This is a genomic window from Amedibacillus sp. YH-ame10 (genome assembly GCF_053848885.1).
On the sequence record NZ_JBSPFA010000007.1, the window covers coordinates 35,750 to 53,332 of the forward strand.

The window sequence follows — 17,583 nt, forward strand, 5'->3', positions numbered from 1 at the left end:
TGTATATGGATAGAATGATGGATGCTGCATATCATCTTTCTATTGTAGAATTTAAATTTTATTATAGATTCGTTCTAGCACGCATCTCTTTCTTTTATTATACCGCAAAGTTATGAGGATTGTAAAAAAAACATGCCATTTTGACATGTTTTATCTCAAATCAAGAAGTTTATCTGCAGATTTTGGTCCTTCACTTAATTCTTCATACGTATATAAAGGAAGTTGTTCTTCTTTATACCGTTGTTTCAACTGCTCTACATAATTCCAACTAGTTTCAATCTGATCCCATTTTGAAAACCAAGAAGCATCTTCCTGTATCGCCGCCAACAACAATCGTTCATATGCTTCTGGTGTATTGATGCGATTGGTATCAGAACAATTTTGACAGAAATCCATTTGTGTGAGTTCTATATCATCACTATCTCCTGGTTTCTTAATATTGAATTGAAAGTATACACCTTCCGTAGGTTGAATCTTAATAGTTAATACGTTGGCATATGCATCCTTATGAATTCTTTTAAAGGTAATGGCCACTTCCATTTCTCTTCGATTTAATTTCTTTCCAGTTCGAATGATAAAAGGAACATTTTCCCAACGAGCATTATCTATAAATAAACGTAGAGCCGCATATGTTTCCGTCATCGAACCATTGGCTACACGATCTTCTCTTTGATAATTAAAGTATTGACCAAGAACCATGCTTTCTTTTAAATCTAATTGTTCCACTGGTCGAAGTGCTTGAAGTACTTCTAATTGTTTCTTATGCATATCTTCTTTAAAAAACGCATCTGGTTGTTCCATAGCTACAATACTTAGTAACTGAAACAAATGATTTTGTACCATATCTTTTAAAGCTCCACTTTGATCATAATAATCCCCTCTAGTTTCCACACCAACCATTTCAAATGCATGAATATCCACTTGTTCAATATATTGTGCATTCCATGCATCCTGAAAAATAGGATTCATAAAACGAATGATTTGCATATTACGCACCATTTCTTTTCCTAAATAATGATCAATATGAAAGATATGCTCCTTTTCAAAGAAGTTTTCTAGATTACGATTTAATTCACGTGCAGACTCTAAATTTTCACCAAACGGTTTTTCTATAATAACTTTACCATCTTTTGCATGTTCTACATGATGTAATCCTTTCGCAATTTTCTCAAAAAAGTTTGGGGACACTGCAAAATAGAAAATATGATTTTGTAATCCTTGTTTTTGATATAGTTCATTTAAGGTAAGATACGCATCTTCCTTCGTAAAATCCATCTGATGATATTGAATTTGTGACATGAAACGAGCAAACATATCCTCACGATAAGGTAAACGTGCAAATTGTTGTACCCAAGCTTTTGCCTCCTCACTATACGTGCTATGATCATAAGCTCTTCTTCCAATAATGACAACATGTGCGCTTTCATCTAGCTTTTCATCTGCGAATAAGTTATATAAGGCTGGCAACAGTTTACGAAAGGTTAAATCTCCAGTTCCTCCAAAAATTGTAAAGGTAACATTATGCATGGTGTTTCCCCCATTCGTGATGGAAAGATCCCTCTCTATCCACTCGCTTGAACGTATGTGCGCCAAAATAATCACGTTGCGCTTGTATTAAATTTGCCCCCACATGCGCACTAGCTAACATATCCAAATACGTGATTGCACTACTTAAAGAAGGAATTGGAAGACCTTGTAGAATTGCATTTGCACACAAACTACGAAGGCTATTCTTATCTTGTTGAATGTACTTAGAGAAATATGCATGAAACAACAAATGGGATAATGTTGGTTCTTCCTTATAAGCATTCATAATTTCTTCTAAAAAGCTTGCGCGAATGATACATCCTGCACGAAAGATAGATGCAATTTCATCAAAAGATAATTTCCAATGATAATATTCAGCCGCATGTTTCAACAAATCAAACCCTTGTGCATACGCAATAATTTTAGCGGCATACATCCCTTCTTCAACTTGTTTTATCAATGCTTCTTTATTTACATTTCCATCCTTCATAGAAGTCGCAAATAAAGTATGTGCTTTCTCTTTGTTCTCATCATTTGACATTACCCTTGCCAAATAGGAAGAGGTAATCATAGACACATCGACACCTAAATGCATGGCTTCTTCACTTGTCCATTTCCCAGTTCCTTTTTGACTTGATGCATCTTGAATCAAATCAATAAGATGAATATGTGTATCTTCCTCTATTTCTTCAAAGATATTTGCCGTAATTTCGATCAAGAAACTATTCAATCTTCCTTCATTATACCCTTTAAATATACGAGCTAATTCTCTATTACTAAAATGTCCAATATGCTTCAATATCAAATATGCTTCACTTATAATCTGCATATCCGCATACTCGATTCCATTGTGAACCATCTTTACATAATGACCCGCACCATTCTCTCCTATATATGCACAACAATCCTTTCCATCTTCACTCTTCGCACTGATACGTTCTAAGATAGGACGAATAAGTTGATATGCTTCTTGGTCTCCGCCAGGCATGATACTAGGCCCAAAGCGAGCTCCTTCTTCTCCTCCAGATACGCCTATTCCAAAGAACAAAATACCTTTTTCTTTCAAATAACGCTCTCTTCTAATCGTATCTTGAAAATAGGAATTTCCGCCATCCATAATGATGTCTCCTTCTACTAAGAAAGGAAGTAATTGTTCGATAATGCTATCCACTGTATCTCCGGCCTTTACCATCAACATAAGTTTTCTAGGTGAACTTAAAGAATCTACCAATTCTTTTATGGTTTCATACCCTCGAAAATTTTTGTTAGGTTCTTCCTGTAGTAATCGTTTCGTAACTTCATAAGAACGATTGTATCCACCTACATGAAATCCATGATCTGCCATATTGAGCGCAAGGCTTCTTCCCATGACAGCTAATCCAATAATTCCTATATCATTTTTTTGCATGTTCTTTCCCTCCACTTTCAAATACAATTGCCACACCTTCTGGGATATCACCCAAACGATCTACAAACGTTAATATTCCACTCACTGTATTTCTATGAAACGCAGTTACATCATTGGTATTACGATTCACACAAAATACATATGCGTCATCCTTTGAAATATTCATATCTCGAGGATGATCTCCTCCACAATCTACGGATTGTACAACACTCCACTTTACGATATCAATTACACAGAGCTTGTTGATTTCTCGTAGCGATACATATAAAAATCTCTCATCCTGACTCATGCGTATCGCCGCAGCAGATGCATGTTGTTCTTTATCTAACATACATAAACTCTTTACGATTCGATCATGATCCTTTAGGTTTATTGAAAACACTTCACAACTAAGTTCACTCAACAAATAAAGCGTTCCTTCATCTTGACTAAGCACTCCATGTCGCGGACCTGTTCCCTCTTTAAATTCTATGCTTCTTTTCAGTTCTAAAGAAGTTCGTTCATATACCAAAATATTGTCCAGTAAACAATTGGGCACAATCACTTCATCCTGTGTCAACAACACTTGATGTGTACCAGCTTTCTCTTGGATGAAAATCACTTTATCTAAGGTGATTTCATTTGTACCTTTATGATAACGTACGACTATACCATCATGATAATTCGCAGTATAAATATAATGCTCATCTTGGGTGATGTAACAAGCAACATGGGTTTCTGTACCATTACAATGCATAAGATTTTTTTTATTTGTCATCACACAAGGTTTATCTAAATTGCATGGAAATGCTAATGTTTCATAATCATAAGACACATATTTCGCCTCTTTAACCTGTAAATATAAATCATGATGTACAAATTTTCCACTACTTGTATCAAAAGAGAATTCATAAATTCCCTTATCACTATAGGTTCCAATAAATCCATGAATATTCTTCATACATGCCACCACTTTCTTTTGTTGTATCATACACTTGTTTGCCTCATCTAACAACTGAATTGCTCACATACTGTTAGTATACTCTTCTTTCAAAAGAACCTACACTTTTCTTGTTCTTTTTCAAAGTTCAAATAAAATACAACATGTTAATGCCTAATACAAATCTAGTAATTTCTACATCAAATCACAAAAAAAGGTCCAAACGCTCCTATTTTTCACATATTTATGTGATACGTTTATGATAAATAATGTAAATTAGCTAGAATTATGGCTTGATTATAACAAGTAAATATTATATCATTAAGATATAGTAAAAAAATATATACTATATTCATAAGGAAGAAAGAAGAGGGAAATTATGAAAAAGTTATTAGGACTTGCCGCTGGAGTGGCATTGGCATTGGCTTGTGTGGCTACACCTATTCAAGCTGCGGCTGGAGGAGCAATCAATCCAGATGAACAAAGATTATTGGATTATGTAAAAACTGGAGTTACAATTGATGGAGAAACACTTGCTTATCCTGTAGGATCTGAAGAATATGAAATGTTGTATGATATTTTATCTGCAAACGGTGTAGAGCTTACAGCAACTGATGTAAATACTGTCAGAGATTCTGCAAAAGCGACTGTTACATATTTATCAGGTATTGATGGTATCCCAACTGTTGATCAATTAATGGAGCTTATTGATTTAGCAAATCCAGGATTAGATGTATTAGGAATCAAAGCAACTTATGATGCTACTGACGACATCTTATACATTTTAACAGCAGATGGCGACTATATCAGTTCTGTAGGTGATGTATTAGGAAGTGGAATTGAAGGAATAGCACCTGGACCAGGTGGCGACAAAAAATTAGAAAACACAGGTGAAAACTTCACAAGTACATATGCTCTTATTGGAGGACTTGCTGTTGTTTTAGCTGGAGCAGGAATTTATACTTTCAGAAAAAAAGAATCTTTAAACTAATTAATGACGAACAAAGTTAAAAAAATAATGGCATACATTTGTCTGCCATTATTTTTTCTTATTATTGGGTATATGATACTATTCCTGCTCATACAACCATATATTCGTCCAATATCCTCTATTTATTCTATGTTTTCAAAAAATCAAACTCCTGATTTTTCAAATGAAATTAAAAACTTATATGATGCGAATGCACAACTTCCTACTAGTGGTGAAATTGATGCATCCACCATTCGAAAAGTAAACATAAAAGAGCAGTATGGGAACATATCTATCCCTGCCGTTTCCATAGATGTGCCATTAATATATGGTGCTACGGATGAATGTTTGTACATTGGTGCTGGTCAACGTGTACAATCCGCAATGATTGGCTATGGTAAACCAACCATGATTGGTGGACATACAATTCCGTTCTTTAAAAACTTAGGGAATATTAAAGAAAATGATGAAATTACCGTGCGTACTTTTTATGGAATCTTTACATACCGTGTAACGCATTCTCGTGTCATACAAGCAACAGATTCTAGTGCTTATGACCTTTCTCAAAACAACGAACAATTGATTCTATTCACATGCTATCCTCTTGATGGTGTGGGTGAAAAAGAACAAAGATTGTTAGTATATGCAGATAAAGTATCTGGTCCAATAGTGGTAGGTGACGCAAATGAAAAGTAAAACTATATTAGGCTGTATATTTTCATTTTTCTTATCCTTCGCTTTATTTCTTTTCGTTTATATATTTTGTATGCAAGTAACTATTCAAAAATCATCATACTTGCTTTCTGTATTAGATCAAGTGAATTATTATGAGAAGATTGCAAATGAATTTAACAAAGATCTGATGGAAGGAGCTGGAGCAGCAGGTTTTGAACCCTCCATTTATGAAAAGTTTGTAAGTGAAAAAGAAGCAAAAAACATTTCTAAAGCGTATATTCTTGAATATTTTGATAAAGGTAATGCAAAGATTTCTAGTGATGATTTCCGTTCGAAATTAATAACCCATTTGAAACAAAGTGCCATCAAACAAAATATTGAAATTGATGAATCTGACCCGGCCTTTTTAAATTATGTTAATAAAATTGTAAATTCTTATGGACGTTTCTTTGCCTTCCCATTTCTTCAATATGCGGTTATGGCAATTGACTTGCTAGATAAAATCACACCTATACTATTTCCTGTGTGTATTGTGTTTATGGTATCTTCCTACTTCTTTTTAGTCAAATTGAAACTACAACGTGAACAATTTGTACAATTTGTTGTAAGTTCTTTGATAGGAGGAGGATTGATGTGTGTTGTGATTCCTAGCGTTATACACTTGATCAAACTAATCGAACGGGTGTCCTTATCACCTCAATGTTTCTATGATTTCTTTAATCGTTATATATATGGATATCTAGATTTAGTACTTTTATCCGGATGTGCATTGATCATTCTTGCTGTATTGGTCTATCTCATACATTTAAAAAAAGCAAAAGGTTTAAAACAAGTTAAATCAAATGAAAAGCAAGCAACAATAGATAATCATCTATGAGTTACTTGCTTTTTTAATCCTTACTCCTCTTCTTCTAATTCTTTTTTATGTTGTGCAACAATTCCATCTGTAATATTTTGAGGCACACTATCATAACGTTCAAATTCTTGCATATAAGAACCACGACCTTGTGTCATAGCACGTAATTCAATTGGATACTTCTGGATTTCTGCTAATGGTACTTGTGCATTGATAATCTGATAGCCATCTACCATATCCATACCCATAATAGCACCTCTACGTTTATTGAAGTCACCAATAATTGTACCTGTAAAATCATCTGGCACACGAACAGTAACATTCATGATCGGTTCTAAAAGAATCGGTTTGGCATCTACCATACCCGCTTTATATGATAAACGAGCAGCTAATTTAAATGCCATTTCACTAGAGTCTACATCATGATATTTACCATCCATTAAGGTAGCCTTTACATTCACAACTCGATATCCTGCTAAAACACCATGGTGCATACATTCGCGTAAACCTACTTCTACTGCAGGGAAATATTGACGTGGTACTGCACCTCCAAATACTTTTTCTTCAAATACCATTTCTTCTACATCTGGATTTGGCGCAAACTCTACAAATACATGCCCAAATTGTCCATGTCCACCAGATTGTTTCTTATGACGCCCTTCCGCAATCACTGTCTTACGGATTGTTTCGTGATAAGGCACTTTTGGAGTTTCAAGACGTACTTCTACTTTATATTTCGTACGAAGTTTAGCTAAAATAACTTCAATATGTTGATCACCAACTCCATATAAAATCGTTTGTTTTGTTTCAGGATGATTCTCTAATCGTAATGTTGGATCTTCTTCACACATTCTAGCAAGTGCGTTACTCATTTTATCTTCATCATTCTTAGAATTAGGGAATACTGCCATACCAAGCATTGGTGTAGAGAATGGAACTGGCTCTACCATATAGTGCTTTGTTTTTTCACATAGAACATCATTGGTCTGTGTATACTGCAATTTCACGATTGCACCAATATCTCCTGTAAACAATTTACCAACGGCTGTTTGATGCTTTCCTTTGATAATAAAGATACTAGATATTTTTTCTGTTTTCTCTTTATTTGTATTATAAACAACAGAATCACTGCTCATAACACCTGCTAATATTTTTACATAGGATATGCGTCCCACAAATGGATCCACAACTGTTTTGAACACTTGTGCACATAAATTTTCTTTCTCGTTTGTTTCCAAGATAACATCTTCATTCTTTTCAACGTCACGAACGCTAACACTTCCACTTTCTCCATACGTTGGGAAATATTTAATAATCAAATCCATCAAACGTTCAATACCAATCGTATGCGTGGCACTTCCAGAAAATACTGGACGAATGTCTCCACTACGCACACCCAAACGTACTCCTCTTGTTAATTCAGCTTCACTAAACTCTTCACCACTGAAGAATTTTTCCATCAATTCATCGTCACCCATCGCAACAGCTTCTGCGATTTGATCTTTATAATCCTTCACCATTGCTTCCATATCTGCTGGAACTGGCTGTGCTTTTTCAGGATCTGCTAATGGACCTTCATAATACCAAGCTTTATCTCTAAGGATATTAACGGATCCAATAACTTTACCATTTTCAACAATTGGTACTTCAAAAGGAATTACACTTTTTCCAAAGGTATTACGTAGTGTATTGTATGCCGTATCAAAAGAGGCATTATCTTCATCTAATTTATTCACAAAGAAAATGGTAGGTGTATTATGTTTTTGCGCATTTTCCCATGCTGTTTGTGTTCCAGGTTGAATCGCATCTTTCGCATCCACAACAATTAATGCACTATCACCAACTGCAATACCCTCTTCAACTCCTCGAATAAAATCGATATATCCAGGCGTATCTAAGAAGTTAATTTTACAATCTTTCCATTCGATTGGTACTAAGGTTGCATAAACAGAAATCCCTCTTCTTATTTCTTCTGCATCATAATCAATAAGGGAACTTCCCTCACTCGTAACACCAAAGCGATCACTTGCTTTTGTATAGTACAACATGGATTCTAAAACTGCTGTTTTACCAACACCACTATGACCTAGGACAACTACATTGCGCACTTCATGACTCAAATAGTCTCTCATATGGGTGTCCTCCTATTTCAAAATTGGCTTCAATTGAGCCAAGCATTCATTTCTTACATAGTGAATTGCTTTGTTACCTTCTTTATCCATTAAATCCTTATCTGCACCATTCGCAAGCAATTCTTCTACTAATGAAAAATAGCCTCCATAAGCAGCACGCATCAATGCGTTACATCCATTATTATCACATAAGTTTACATCAGCACCACGTTTGATTAACATTTGAATCACGTCTTTTTTAAACGCAACACAAGCCTCCATCAAAGCACTTCTTCCCACTTCATCTTGTGCATTAATTTCTGCACCAGCATCTAATAATACTTCAACACAACGATCATGTCCTAAAAACGCTGCACGCATCAAAGAAGTTCTTCCACGATCATCTGCTTTATTTACATCTGCACCAGCTTCAATCAACTTCTTACAAATTGTTTTATTTCCTTTTTTCGCAGCACCCATAATTGCTGTCTTTCCTTTGTTATCTTCAATGTTCACGTCCGCACCATTGTCAAGCAATACCCTCACGATATCTTTATAATCGCGTTTCGCCGCACGCATCAAGCCAGTTCTTCCGTCTCCATTTTGATAATTGATGTCACAATTCTTCGCAATCTCTGCGCATACAGTCGCAAAATCACCATTTGCACATGCATCCCAAAAAGCCTTGTTTAATGTCTGATCCATTTTAAATTCCTCCTTATATTATATAGAATCAAAACTTGAAAAAAAACGGACGCAAAGCAGTTACGCTCTACATCCATTCAAAAACCATACACAAGCCCCAGTACATCTTCTACTGGTACGTCGCGAAGCGCTCTTTCATCCTGATATACAATGTTTCTATCCATGTGAATCACGCTCCTTTTTCTTGTTTATAAGTATATTGTATCCTATTTAGATAATTTTGCAAGCGATTTCATAGAACTTTTTATCTTTTTACAAAATGAAAATTTTTCACTACATTTTATACATCATTTCTACGATATTCTACTAACATTTTATGCGCTCCTTACAAAACAAGACCTTAAAATTTTAGTTATAATAAAGGACGCTCATCACAAGCGTCCTTTAAAATCTTCATAACCAAATTCCTTTAAACAAATAAGTTCTCCTTCTTTTGTATATAGATAAATCCAAGGCAAGGGCATCCCATTAAAGGTATTATTCTTCACCATGGTGTACATCGCCATATCTTGAAATAGGATACAATCTTTATTATTCAGAGGTACTTCGAAGGAGTATTCTCCGATTACATCTCCTGCTAGACATGTATTTCCCGCAAGGATATAGGAGTGTTTTTTATCATTGGGAGTGCTAGCGCCGACCACAAGTGGTCGATAGGGCATCTCTAATACATCCGGCATATGACATGCCGCTGAGGTATCTAGAATCGCTATCTTTTTATCATTTTCAATAATATCAAGTACGCTACTTACAAGATAGCCTGCATCAATTGCGACAGCTTCTCCTGGTTCCAAATACACTTCTACATCATAGGTGGCTTGCATGTGTTGGATTAGTTTCTTTAGTTTATGGACATCATATCCTTGTTTACTGATATGATGTCCTCCCCCCATATTTAACCACTTTACATGGTGTAAAAGTTCATGGAAATCGCGTTCAATTACGTGTAGGGTGCGCTCTAAAGTATCTGCACCTTGTTCGCACATCGTATGGAAGTGAAGTCCTTCAATGCCTTCTATATTCACATGTTGTAATTGTTCTTTGCGAATTCCCATACGAGAATTCGGTGCACAAGGATTGTATAAGTCCACTTCAATTTCGGAATATTGTGGATTGATACGTAAGCCGCAAGATACCTTATTTATGGCTTTATGCTTCCATTTTTCCCATTGTGCAACTGAATTAAATACCACATGATCACTGACTTCAAGGATCTCATCCATTTCCTCATCTTTATAAGCTGGGGAAAATGTGTGTACTTCTTTTTTCATTTCTTCTTTACCAAGTTTTGCCTCATATAAGCCACTACTCGTTACTCCATCCAAATACTCTCCTATTAAAGGAAAGACTTGATACGTAGAGAACGCTTTACTTGCTAATAGAATATGAGCACCTGTTGTATCTATGACATCTTTTAGAATTTCAAGATTATGAAGGAGGGCTTTTTCATCTAGGACATAGGCAGGGGTGTGAATTTTATCCTGCCACATATTCATCAACCAACGTTGGATTATGTTGCACATTCCAAGGCAATCCACATTTCATGAGTGCTTCCATAAACGGATCTGGATTGAATTCTTCTACATTGTAGACTCCTGCTTTTTTCCATTTTCCTTGTAGGATCATAGTAGCCCCAATCATTGCGGGTACTCCTGTTGTATAGGAGATGGCTTGTGAACCAACTTCTTTATAGCATTCTTGATGGTCACATACATTATAGATATATAAAGAGTGTTCTTTGCCATCTTTTATTCCTTGGAAAATACAACCGATATTGGTCTTACCAACAGTACGAGGTCCAAGAAAAGCTGGATCTGGTAATACCGCTTTTAAAAATTGAAGAGGAACAATTTCTTTTCCTTCGTACATAATTGGTTCAATAGAAGTCATTCCTACATTTTCTAAACACTTTAGATGTGTTAAATAACTTTGACCAAATGTCATAAAGAAACGAATACGTTTAATACCTTTGATGTTGTTACCAAGGGATTCTAATTCTTCATGATGTAGTAAGTACATATCTTTTTTTCCTACCATATCAAAGTCATATTCTCTTTTGATTTCCATTGGTTCTGTTTCTATCCATTTTCCTTCTTGCCAATAACTTCCCTTTGCGCTTACTTCGCGAATGTTAATTTCGGGATTGAAATTTGTCGCAAATGGATACCCATGATCCCCTCCATTGCAATCTAAGATATCGATATAATGAATTTCATCAAAGTAATGTTTTTGTGCATAGGCACTAAAGACACCTGTAACACCTGGATCAAATCCACAGCCAAGAAGTGCTGTTAATCCTGCTTTTTCAAAGCGTTCACGATACGCCCATTGCCAGCTATATTCAAATTTTGCAGTATCTAAAGGTTCAAAATTTGCAGTATCCATATAATCGACACCGTACTCTAAACAAGCATCCATAATCGTTAAATCTTGATAAGGAAGTGCTACATTGATTACCAATTGAGGTTGTACTTCCTTCATTAACGCAACCAATTCATCCACGTGATCCGCATCTACTTGTGCGCATGTTAGGATAGGTGTTGTCTTTGTTTCAACGGCTGCCTTAATTGCATCGCATTTTGATTTTGTACGAGACGCAATACAAATCTCTGTAAATACCTCTGGGTGTTGTGCACACTTGTGTACGACTACGCTGGCAACCCCACCAGCACCTATAATTAAAACTTTACTCATTTTCTTTTCCTCCAATGATCAATAACAATTCTCTTAGTATTTTATTTGCACATGTGGTGGATACACCACTTGCATCGTAGACTGGTGATAATTCACATACATCGAATCCAACGATAGAGAGATCTTTCAAAGATAACAGCCCATCTAGTAGTTCTTGGAATGTGAGTCCACCAGGTTCTGGTGTACCTGTTCCACAAAAGATGGATGGGTCTAAAACATCCAAATCTAGTGTGATATATACAGGAACATCTTTTAAAGAAGCACATACTTCTTTCATATCATGTAAATGAAAGGGATGAAAATCACAATGTTTTTCTCCGAATTGAAATTCGTCTTTATCTCCAGAACGAATACCAAATTGATGAATGCGTTGACTTTCCATAAGTTCACTTATTCTTCGCACCACACAAGCATGGGATAGTTTTTCACCCAAATAATCATCACGAAGATCACAATGCGCATCCAAATGGATGACATGTACATCAGGATATTTCTTTATGATAGAACGCATGACTCCTAAACTTACCAAATGTTCTCCTCCAATCATGCAAGGAATTTTATCATCCTGTAGGATTTGATAAGACATCTTTTCAATGAGGGACAAGGTTGCCTCTACATTTCCAAATGGGATATCTAAATCACCAGCATCAAAGATAGCACAATCTGTTAAATCCTTCTTTTGATATGGGGAGTATGTTTCTATACCATAAAATTCTTGGCGCATCGTAGTACTTGCCATGCGTGTACCTGGACGATACGATGTTGTCGCATCCATTCCCGCTCCAAAGATTACGATATCCGCTTCTTCATAGGGAACTTCTTGTTCCAAAAAACCAACAATTCTTTTTCTCATTACGCTTCCTCCAACATGATTTCTACATACCGAGGTAGTGCAAAACAACCTCGATGTAATTTGGTTGTATAGTACTCACAAACAATACCTAGCTTTTCCCACTCTTCTATACCATCAAATGGGGTACAGTGTTTGGACGCAAATCCAAACATCCAATGTCCACTTGGATACGTTGGTATATAGGCCTGATAAGCAAGGGCAATGGGAAATCGACTTTTAATACAACGAAAGGCTCTCTTCATCGCTTGGGCGTCATCTTGATAATAGGGACTTTCCATCTGATTGATTAAGATGCCTTGTTCCTTTAACGCATTGAAACAGTTCCCGTAAAATTCTTTTGTGAATAAGCCTTCTCCTGGACCGAATGGATCTGTGGAATCCACAATGATAAGATCGTACATATTTTCTACATTTCGCACAAAGCGTAAGCCATCTTCAAAGTATAGATGGACTCGTGGATCATCAAAGCTACTTGCTAAGGATGGAAAATATTCTTTACTAATGCGTACAACATCTTGATCGATTTCTACTACATCCATTTGTTCTACATATGGATACGCACATAAACGCTTGATGGTTCCTCCATCTCCTGCTCCTATGATTAATATTTTTTTGATGTTGGGGTTTGATGCCATTGCCACATGAGTAATCATTTCATGATATATAAATTCATCTTTTTCTGTTAACATAATTACACCATCCAATGTAAGTACTCTTCCGAATTCATATGTGTCGAACACATCGATTTGTTGAAAGGGACTTTGAAAGGAATGTAGTTGTTGTTTTAAACGCATAGAAAACTTTATGTTTTTGGTGTGATATTCACTGTACCATAAATCTGTCATTGTAACTTCACCACCTTTATATGTTTGACTTCACTATCTTGGGTTCCTGTTAGGGAACATCCTTTTCTTCGAGCATATTCAATATGCGCAATCAATTCTTCACTAATACATTCTCCTGGTGCAATCAACGGAATTCCTGGAGGATAACACATGATAAACTCTGCACTGATGCGACTTACACTCTCTTGTAGGCGTAAGGTTTCGCATTCGCTATAAAATGCTTTCTGTGGCATCATTTCTACGCAGGGTTCAACATATTCATTCATTGGTAATGCTTTCCCATAACGTCCATGTAAACGTGAAATTTCTTTTAAGGCAGAAATTAAACGCTCTACTTCCATCATGCGATCTCCCACAGAAATAATGGCTAACATATTGCCAATATCTCCAAACTCGATTTGAATTTGAAAATCATCTCGTAAAATATCATAGACTTCTTTTCCTGCCAATCCTATTCCTCGTGTATGCACACAAAGTTTGGTAGGGTCTACATCATAGATGTCATCTCCATTAATCAGTTCTCTACTAAAGGCAACATATTCTTCCATCTTTCCAATTTCTTCTCGTGCATAATCTGCGAGTTCTACTACTTTTTGGTATACCTTTTTTCCTTCCATTACAAGAAAGTGGCGTGTGATATCCAATGAAGCCATTAACAGATAAGATGCACTTGTAGTTTGGGTTAGATTTAAGATTTGTCGAACATAACCTTCCTCCATAGATGGTCCAATCAACAATAAACTGCTTTGGGTAAGAGAACCCCCTGTTTTATGGGTGGAGACTGCAGCCATATCCGCACCTGCATCCATCGCATGAATTGGCATATTTTCTCCAAAGTAGAAATGAGTTCCATGAGCTTCATCTACCAGCACTTTCATACCTGCCTCATGTGCCATTTCTACAATTGTTTTTAGATCTGAACAAATTCCATAATATGTTGGATTGTTAACTAAGATGGCTTTGGCATCTGAATGTTGTACAATTGCTTCTTTTATATCGTTTAGCTTCATGCCCAAAGAGATTCCCAATCCTTCATGTATGCCTGGATTGATATAAATGGGATAGATTCCTTGTAAAATCAATGCGTTCATAGCACTTCGATGCACATTACGAGGCATGATAATTTTATCGCCTGGCCGACAAGTTGATAGAATCATAGCCTGTACTGCACTGGAAGTACCATTCACCATAAAGAAGGCATGGGCAGCGTGAAAGGCTTGCGCACATAATTCTTGGGCTTCTTTGATGACACTGATGGGATGGCATAGATTATCTAAACACTTCATGGAATTGACATCCAGTGAAAGACAATCCTCTCCTAAGAATTTCTTTAAATCTGGATTTCCCTTCCCTTGTTTATGCCCTGGTACATCAAAGGAAACAATGCGTTCCTTACGATATTCACATAGGGCTTCATAAAGTGGGATACGTGATTGATTCATTAGGAACTCCCCTTATGCGTTGGATAAATATTTTGTCCATGAAAGATTTCAATCATCTCTCTTCTAAGTTCATCACTAATGCTTAATCGTCTTGTAGGAGATAGTTCATAAGAATCGACTTTAAATAAATAATTTTGTAAATGTATATCTTTGATTAACATTTGGGTATGAAAGATATTGGATTGGTACACATTGACATCCACTGCATCATAACGTCGTAGTGTATCTTTATCCACGAAGTCTTGAATGGACGTAATATCATGATCAAGAAAACATTTCGTACCATCTACTTCTCTTGTAAAACCACGCACTCGATAATCGATACTGATGATATCCGAATCAAAACTTCCAATAAGAAAGTTTAAAACTTTGAGTGGTGTAATCTCTCCACAAGTAGACACATCGATATCTACACGAAAGGTAACAACTTTATTATCTGGATGATACTCAGGATAGGTGTGTACAGTCACATGACTTTTGTTTAAGTGTGCAACGACGCTACTTCCCTCTTGTGCAATCATGCCTTCCTCAGAAATCAACAAGGTAACACTTGCGCCCTGTGGTTCATAGTCCTGTTTGGCAATATTTAACACCTTCGCACCGATCATTTCTGTTACTTCGCATAGAATGTTGGTTAAACGATCAGAATTATATTGTTCATCAATATAAGCAATATAATCCATCTGTTCTCGTTTACTGTTTGCATAACATACATCATAAATGTTGAAACTTAAAGATTTGGTTAGGTTATTAAACCCATATAAACGTATTTTCTCTTGCATCATAATCCCTCCACAAAAAAATACAGGCATATGCAAAGGCATTACCTGTATCATTGGACTTAAAAAATCATGTGCTCTTGAAAAAAAGCATATCATTCCATTCCTGGCTGATTGACAAGCAAATGCATGTGCATAAGTATCAACAAGTTTACACCTGTCTAAAATCGGCTTTTGACCTGGCTGTCCGTCTGGCCTTTCGAAAAAATGGTCAAAAATAAGAAATCTTTTTCTTATCGAGTGGTTTTTACCCACTCTCCAAAATTAGTGTGAAGTATGAAATAATATCTTTTTATCACGAGGTTATTATAAATGATTTTTTCATCATGTCAACAAAAAGTTTTATAAAGCACTCTAAGAAGTTTAATATATTAAACTTTACTTTCTTATATATGTGTACTGCTTTTCCTATTATAAATAATTTTTAATAATCATAAAAAAGCTATAATTCTTACTTTATATCTTCTCATAACAAAGATATTTCATACCGTTTTTTTGCATATTTAATCCTAAGAAAGTTTGACATCATTTTCCATACGCGTTACAATATGAGAAATATGGTTTTTTAGAAAGTATGGTGGCACAATGGACAAAAAAGGAATTTTATTTGATATGGATGGAACCCTCATTAATACCTATGAAAGTATCAATTTCAAACAGGCATTAGGAGAGTTAAAAACAGTACAAAAAACACTCATTTTAAAGGTTCTAAAATCGCGTGTAAAAAGCTTTGCGGATTTAGAACGCAAAATTATGATGGAGATAGAAGACCCAAAAGAAGGCGAAGAAATCATCGCTCGTATTTCTCAGTTTTTATTGGAACATTATGACAATGCGCCATTAAAAAAAGATGCCCTTAATTTTCTTGAATACCTGAAGAATAAAGGCTATATCATCTGTCTTTGTACCAATAATGCAACTGAGGTTGTACAACATATTTTAGAAGAAAAAAACATCGCAAGTTACTTTGATTTTGTGGTTACATCCCAACAAGTCACAAAGGCTAAGCCTGATCCTCAGATGTATCTAGAAGCGATGAAAAACATTCATTTAACACCAGCAGAATGTTGCGTGTTTGAAGATACAGAAAGTGGTGTAGAGGCTGCTAGAAATGCAGGTATTACAGATATCTTTGTGGTGCAAGACAAAGATAAGAAAAAGTTTTCTTCCTGTATTACCATTCGTGATTTTTCTGAAAAATGTCTATATGAGTTATTATAATCCTTCACATATCATAGAAAGGTTGGTGAACGTCTATGGAACGAAATTATAAAATCTTTACCATTCCAAATATATTAACGTTTTTACGTATATTGATGATCCCCTTCTTCATATACTCTTATATGAATGGAGATCACCTCATGAGTGCAGGATGGATGTTCGCAAGTGGACTTACTGACTTTCTTGATGGATATATTGCCCGGCATTATCATCAAGTAAGCGAACTAGGAAAAACATTAGATCCTATTGCGGATAAATTAACCCAATTAGCAATTATCTTTGTACTAGTATTCACTGTTTCCTATATGTGGATTTTATTTGCTTTATTCTTGATTAAAGAAGCTAGTATGCTAATTTGTTGGTTACGTCTTCAGGCAAAAGGAAAATACTTTAATGGAGCATTATGGTTTGGGAAAATATCTACTGCAGTTTTCTATGTTTCTATGTTTTTGATGATTGCCTTTCCTATTGAAAAGACCATATATGCGACAATTTTAATGCTTATAACAGGATTCTTCCTGTCTTTATCCTTCCTAATGTACATGAAAACCTATCTCTCTATGTTACGTGATCTCTAG

16 protein-coding genes are annotated in these 17,583 nt (G+C 35.6%); 5 read left to right on the top strand and 11 right to left on the bottom strand.

Annotated features, from left to right (window positions below; genetic code table 11):
• Nucleotides 1-150: 150 nt before the first annotated feature.
• Genes zwf through ACWG42_RS04205 form a run of 3 tightly spaced genes read right to left on the bottom strand, consistent with a single transcriptional unit; the run spans nt 151 to nt 3,905 of the window.
• Nucleotides 151-1,527, bottom strand: coding sequence for a glucose-6-phosphate dehydrogenase (gene zwf / locus ACWG42_RS04195; protein WP_455790284.1), 1,377 nt, complete (start codon nt 1,525-1,527; stop codon nt 151-153).
• Nucleotides 1,520-2,935, bottom strand: a complete 1,416-nt coding sequence (gene gndA / locus ACWG42_RS04200) for an NADP-dependent phosphogluconate dehydrogenase (protein WP_455790285.1) — start codon at nt 2,933-2,935, stop codon at nt 1,520-1,522. Before gndA ends, zwf begins: the two co-directional genes overlap by 8 nt.
• A complete protein-coding gene (locus ACWG42_RS04205; protein ID WP_455790287.1) occupies nt 2,922-3,905 on the bottom strand; it encodes a beta-propeller fold lactonase family protein in 984 nt (327 codons plus the stop codon). Before ACWG42_RS04205 ends, gndA begins: the two co-directional genes overlap by 14 nt.
• A 328-nt stretch (nt 3,906-4,233) precedes the next feature.
• Here ACWG42_RS04205 and ACWG42_RS04210 point away from each other — a divergent pair, with 328 nt between their 5' ends.
• The 3 genes from ACWG42_RS04210 to ACWG42_RS04220 all read left to right on the top strand — a co-directional run bounded on the left by ACWG42_RS04210 (nt 4,234) and on the right by ACWG42_RS04220 (nt 6,376).
• The gene (locus ACWG42_RS04210; protein WP_455790289.1) at nt 4,234-4,845 is read left to right on the top strand and encodes an LPXTG cell wall anchor domain-containing protein; all 612 of its coding nucleotides are present in this window, start codon (nt 4,234-4,236) and stop codon (nt 4,843-4,845) included.
• Nucleotides 4,846-4,974: 129 nt separating this feature from the next.
• A complete protein-coding gene (locus ACWG42_RS04215) occupies nt 4,975-5,520 on the top strand; it encodes a class D sortase (protein ID WP_455790290.1) in 546 nt (181 codons plus the stop codon).
• Nucleotides 5,521-5,590: 70 nt separating this feature from the next.
• On the top strand, nt 5,591-6,376 hold the full coding sequence (locus tag ACWG42_RS04220) for a hypothetical protein (RefSeq protein ID WP_455790292.1): 786 nt from the start codon (nt 5,591-5,593) through the stop codon (nt 6,374-6,376).
• Nucleotides 6,377-6,396: 20 nt separating this feature from the next.
• Here the strand turns inward: ACWG42_RS04220 and ACWG42_RS04225 are convergent, their stop codons facing one another.
• The 8 genes from ACWG42_RS04225 to speD all read right to left on the bottom strand — a co-directional run bounded on the left by ACWG42_RS04225 (nt 6,397) and on the right by speD (nt 15,787).
• The gene (locus ACWG42_RS04225; RefSeq protein ID WP_455790294.1) at nt 6,397-8,487 is read right to left on the bottom strand and encodes an elongation factor G; all 2,091 of its coding nucleotides are present in this window, start codon (nt 8,485-8,487) and stop codon (nt 6,397-6,399) included.
• A gap of 12 nt (nt 8,488-8,499) precedes the next feature.
• Complete coding sequence (locus tag ACWG42_RS04230; protein ID WP_455790296.1) at nt 8,500-9,171, bottom strand: ankyrin repeat domain-containing protein; 672 nt, start codon at nt 9,169-9,171, stop codon at nt 8,500-8,502.
• 371 nt (nt 9,172-9,542) lie between these two features.
• Entirely contained in the window at nt 9,543-10,694 is a 1,152-nt protein-coding gene (gene nspC / locus ACWG42_RS04235; protein WP_455790298.1) for a carboxynorspermidine decarboxylase, read from the bottom strand.
• Nucleotides 10,648-11,865, bottom strand: a complete 1,218-nt coding sequence (locus tag ACWG42_RS04240; protein WP_455790299.1) for a saccharopine dehydrogenase C-terminal domain-containing protein — start codon at nt 11,863-11,865, stop codon at nt 10,648-10,650. The genes nspC and ACWG42_RS04240 overlap by 47 nt, the downstream gene beginning before the upstream one ends.
• The gene (gene speB, locus ACWG42_RS04245) at nt 11,858-12,718 is read right to left on the bottom strand and encodes an agmatinase (protein ID WP_455790301.1); all 861 of its coding nucleotides are present in this window, start codon (nt 12,716-12,718) and stop codon (nt 11,858-11,860) included. The genes ACWG42_RS04240 and speB overlap by 8 nt, the downstream gene beginning before the upstream one ends.
• Nucleotides 12,718-13,563, bottom strand: a complete 846-nt coding sequence (gene speE / locus ACWG42_RS04250) for a polyamine aminopropyltransferase (protein ID WP_455790303.1) — start codon at nt 13,561-13,563, stop codon at nt 12,718-12,720. Before speE ends, speB begins: the two co-directional genes overlap by 1 nt.
• On the bottom strand, nt 13,560-15,005 hold the full coding sequence (locus ACWG42_RS04255) for an aminotransferase class I/II-fold pyridoxal phosphate-dependent enzyme (RefSeq protein ID WP_455790305.1): 1,446 nt from the start codon (nt 15,003-15,005) through the stop codon (nt 13,560-13,562). The genes speE and ACWG42_RS04255 overlap by 4 nt, the downstream gene beginning before the upstream one ends.
• Nucleotides 15,005-15,787, bottom strand: coding sequence for an adenosylmethionine decarboxylase (gene speD / locus ACWG42_RS04260; RefSeq protein ID WP_455790306.1), 783 nt, complete (start codon nt 15,785-15,787; stop codon nt 15,005-15,007). The genes ACWG42_RS04255 and speD overlap by 1 nt, the downstream gene beginning before the upstream one ends.
• A gap of 582 nt (nt 15,788-16,369) precedes the next feature.
• Between speD and ACWG42_RS04265 the strand changes: the two genes are divergently transcribed.
• Nucleotides 16,370-17,005, top strand: a complete 636-nt coding sequence (locus tag ACWG42_RS04265; protein ID WP_455790308.1) for an HAD family hydrolase — start codon at nt 16,370-16,372, stop codon at nt 17,003-17,005.
• A gap of 35 nt (nt 17,006-17,040) precedes the next feature.
• Nucleotides 17,041-17,583 (top strand): CDP-alcohol phosphatidyltransferase family protein, encoded by a 543-nt coding sequence (locus ACWG42_RS04270; protein WP_455790309.1) that lies wholly within the window; start codon nt 17,041-17,043, stop codon nt 17,581-17,583.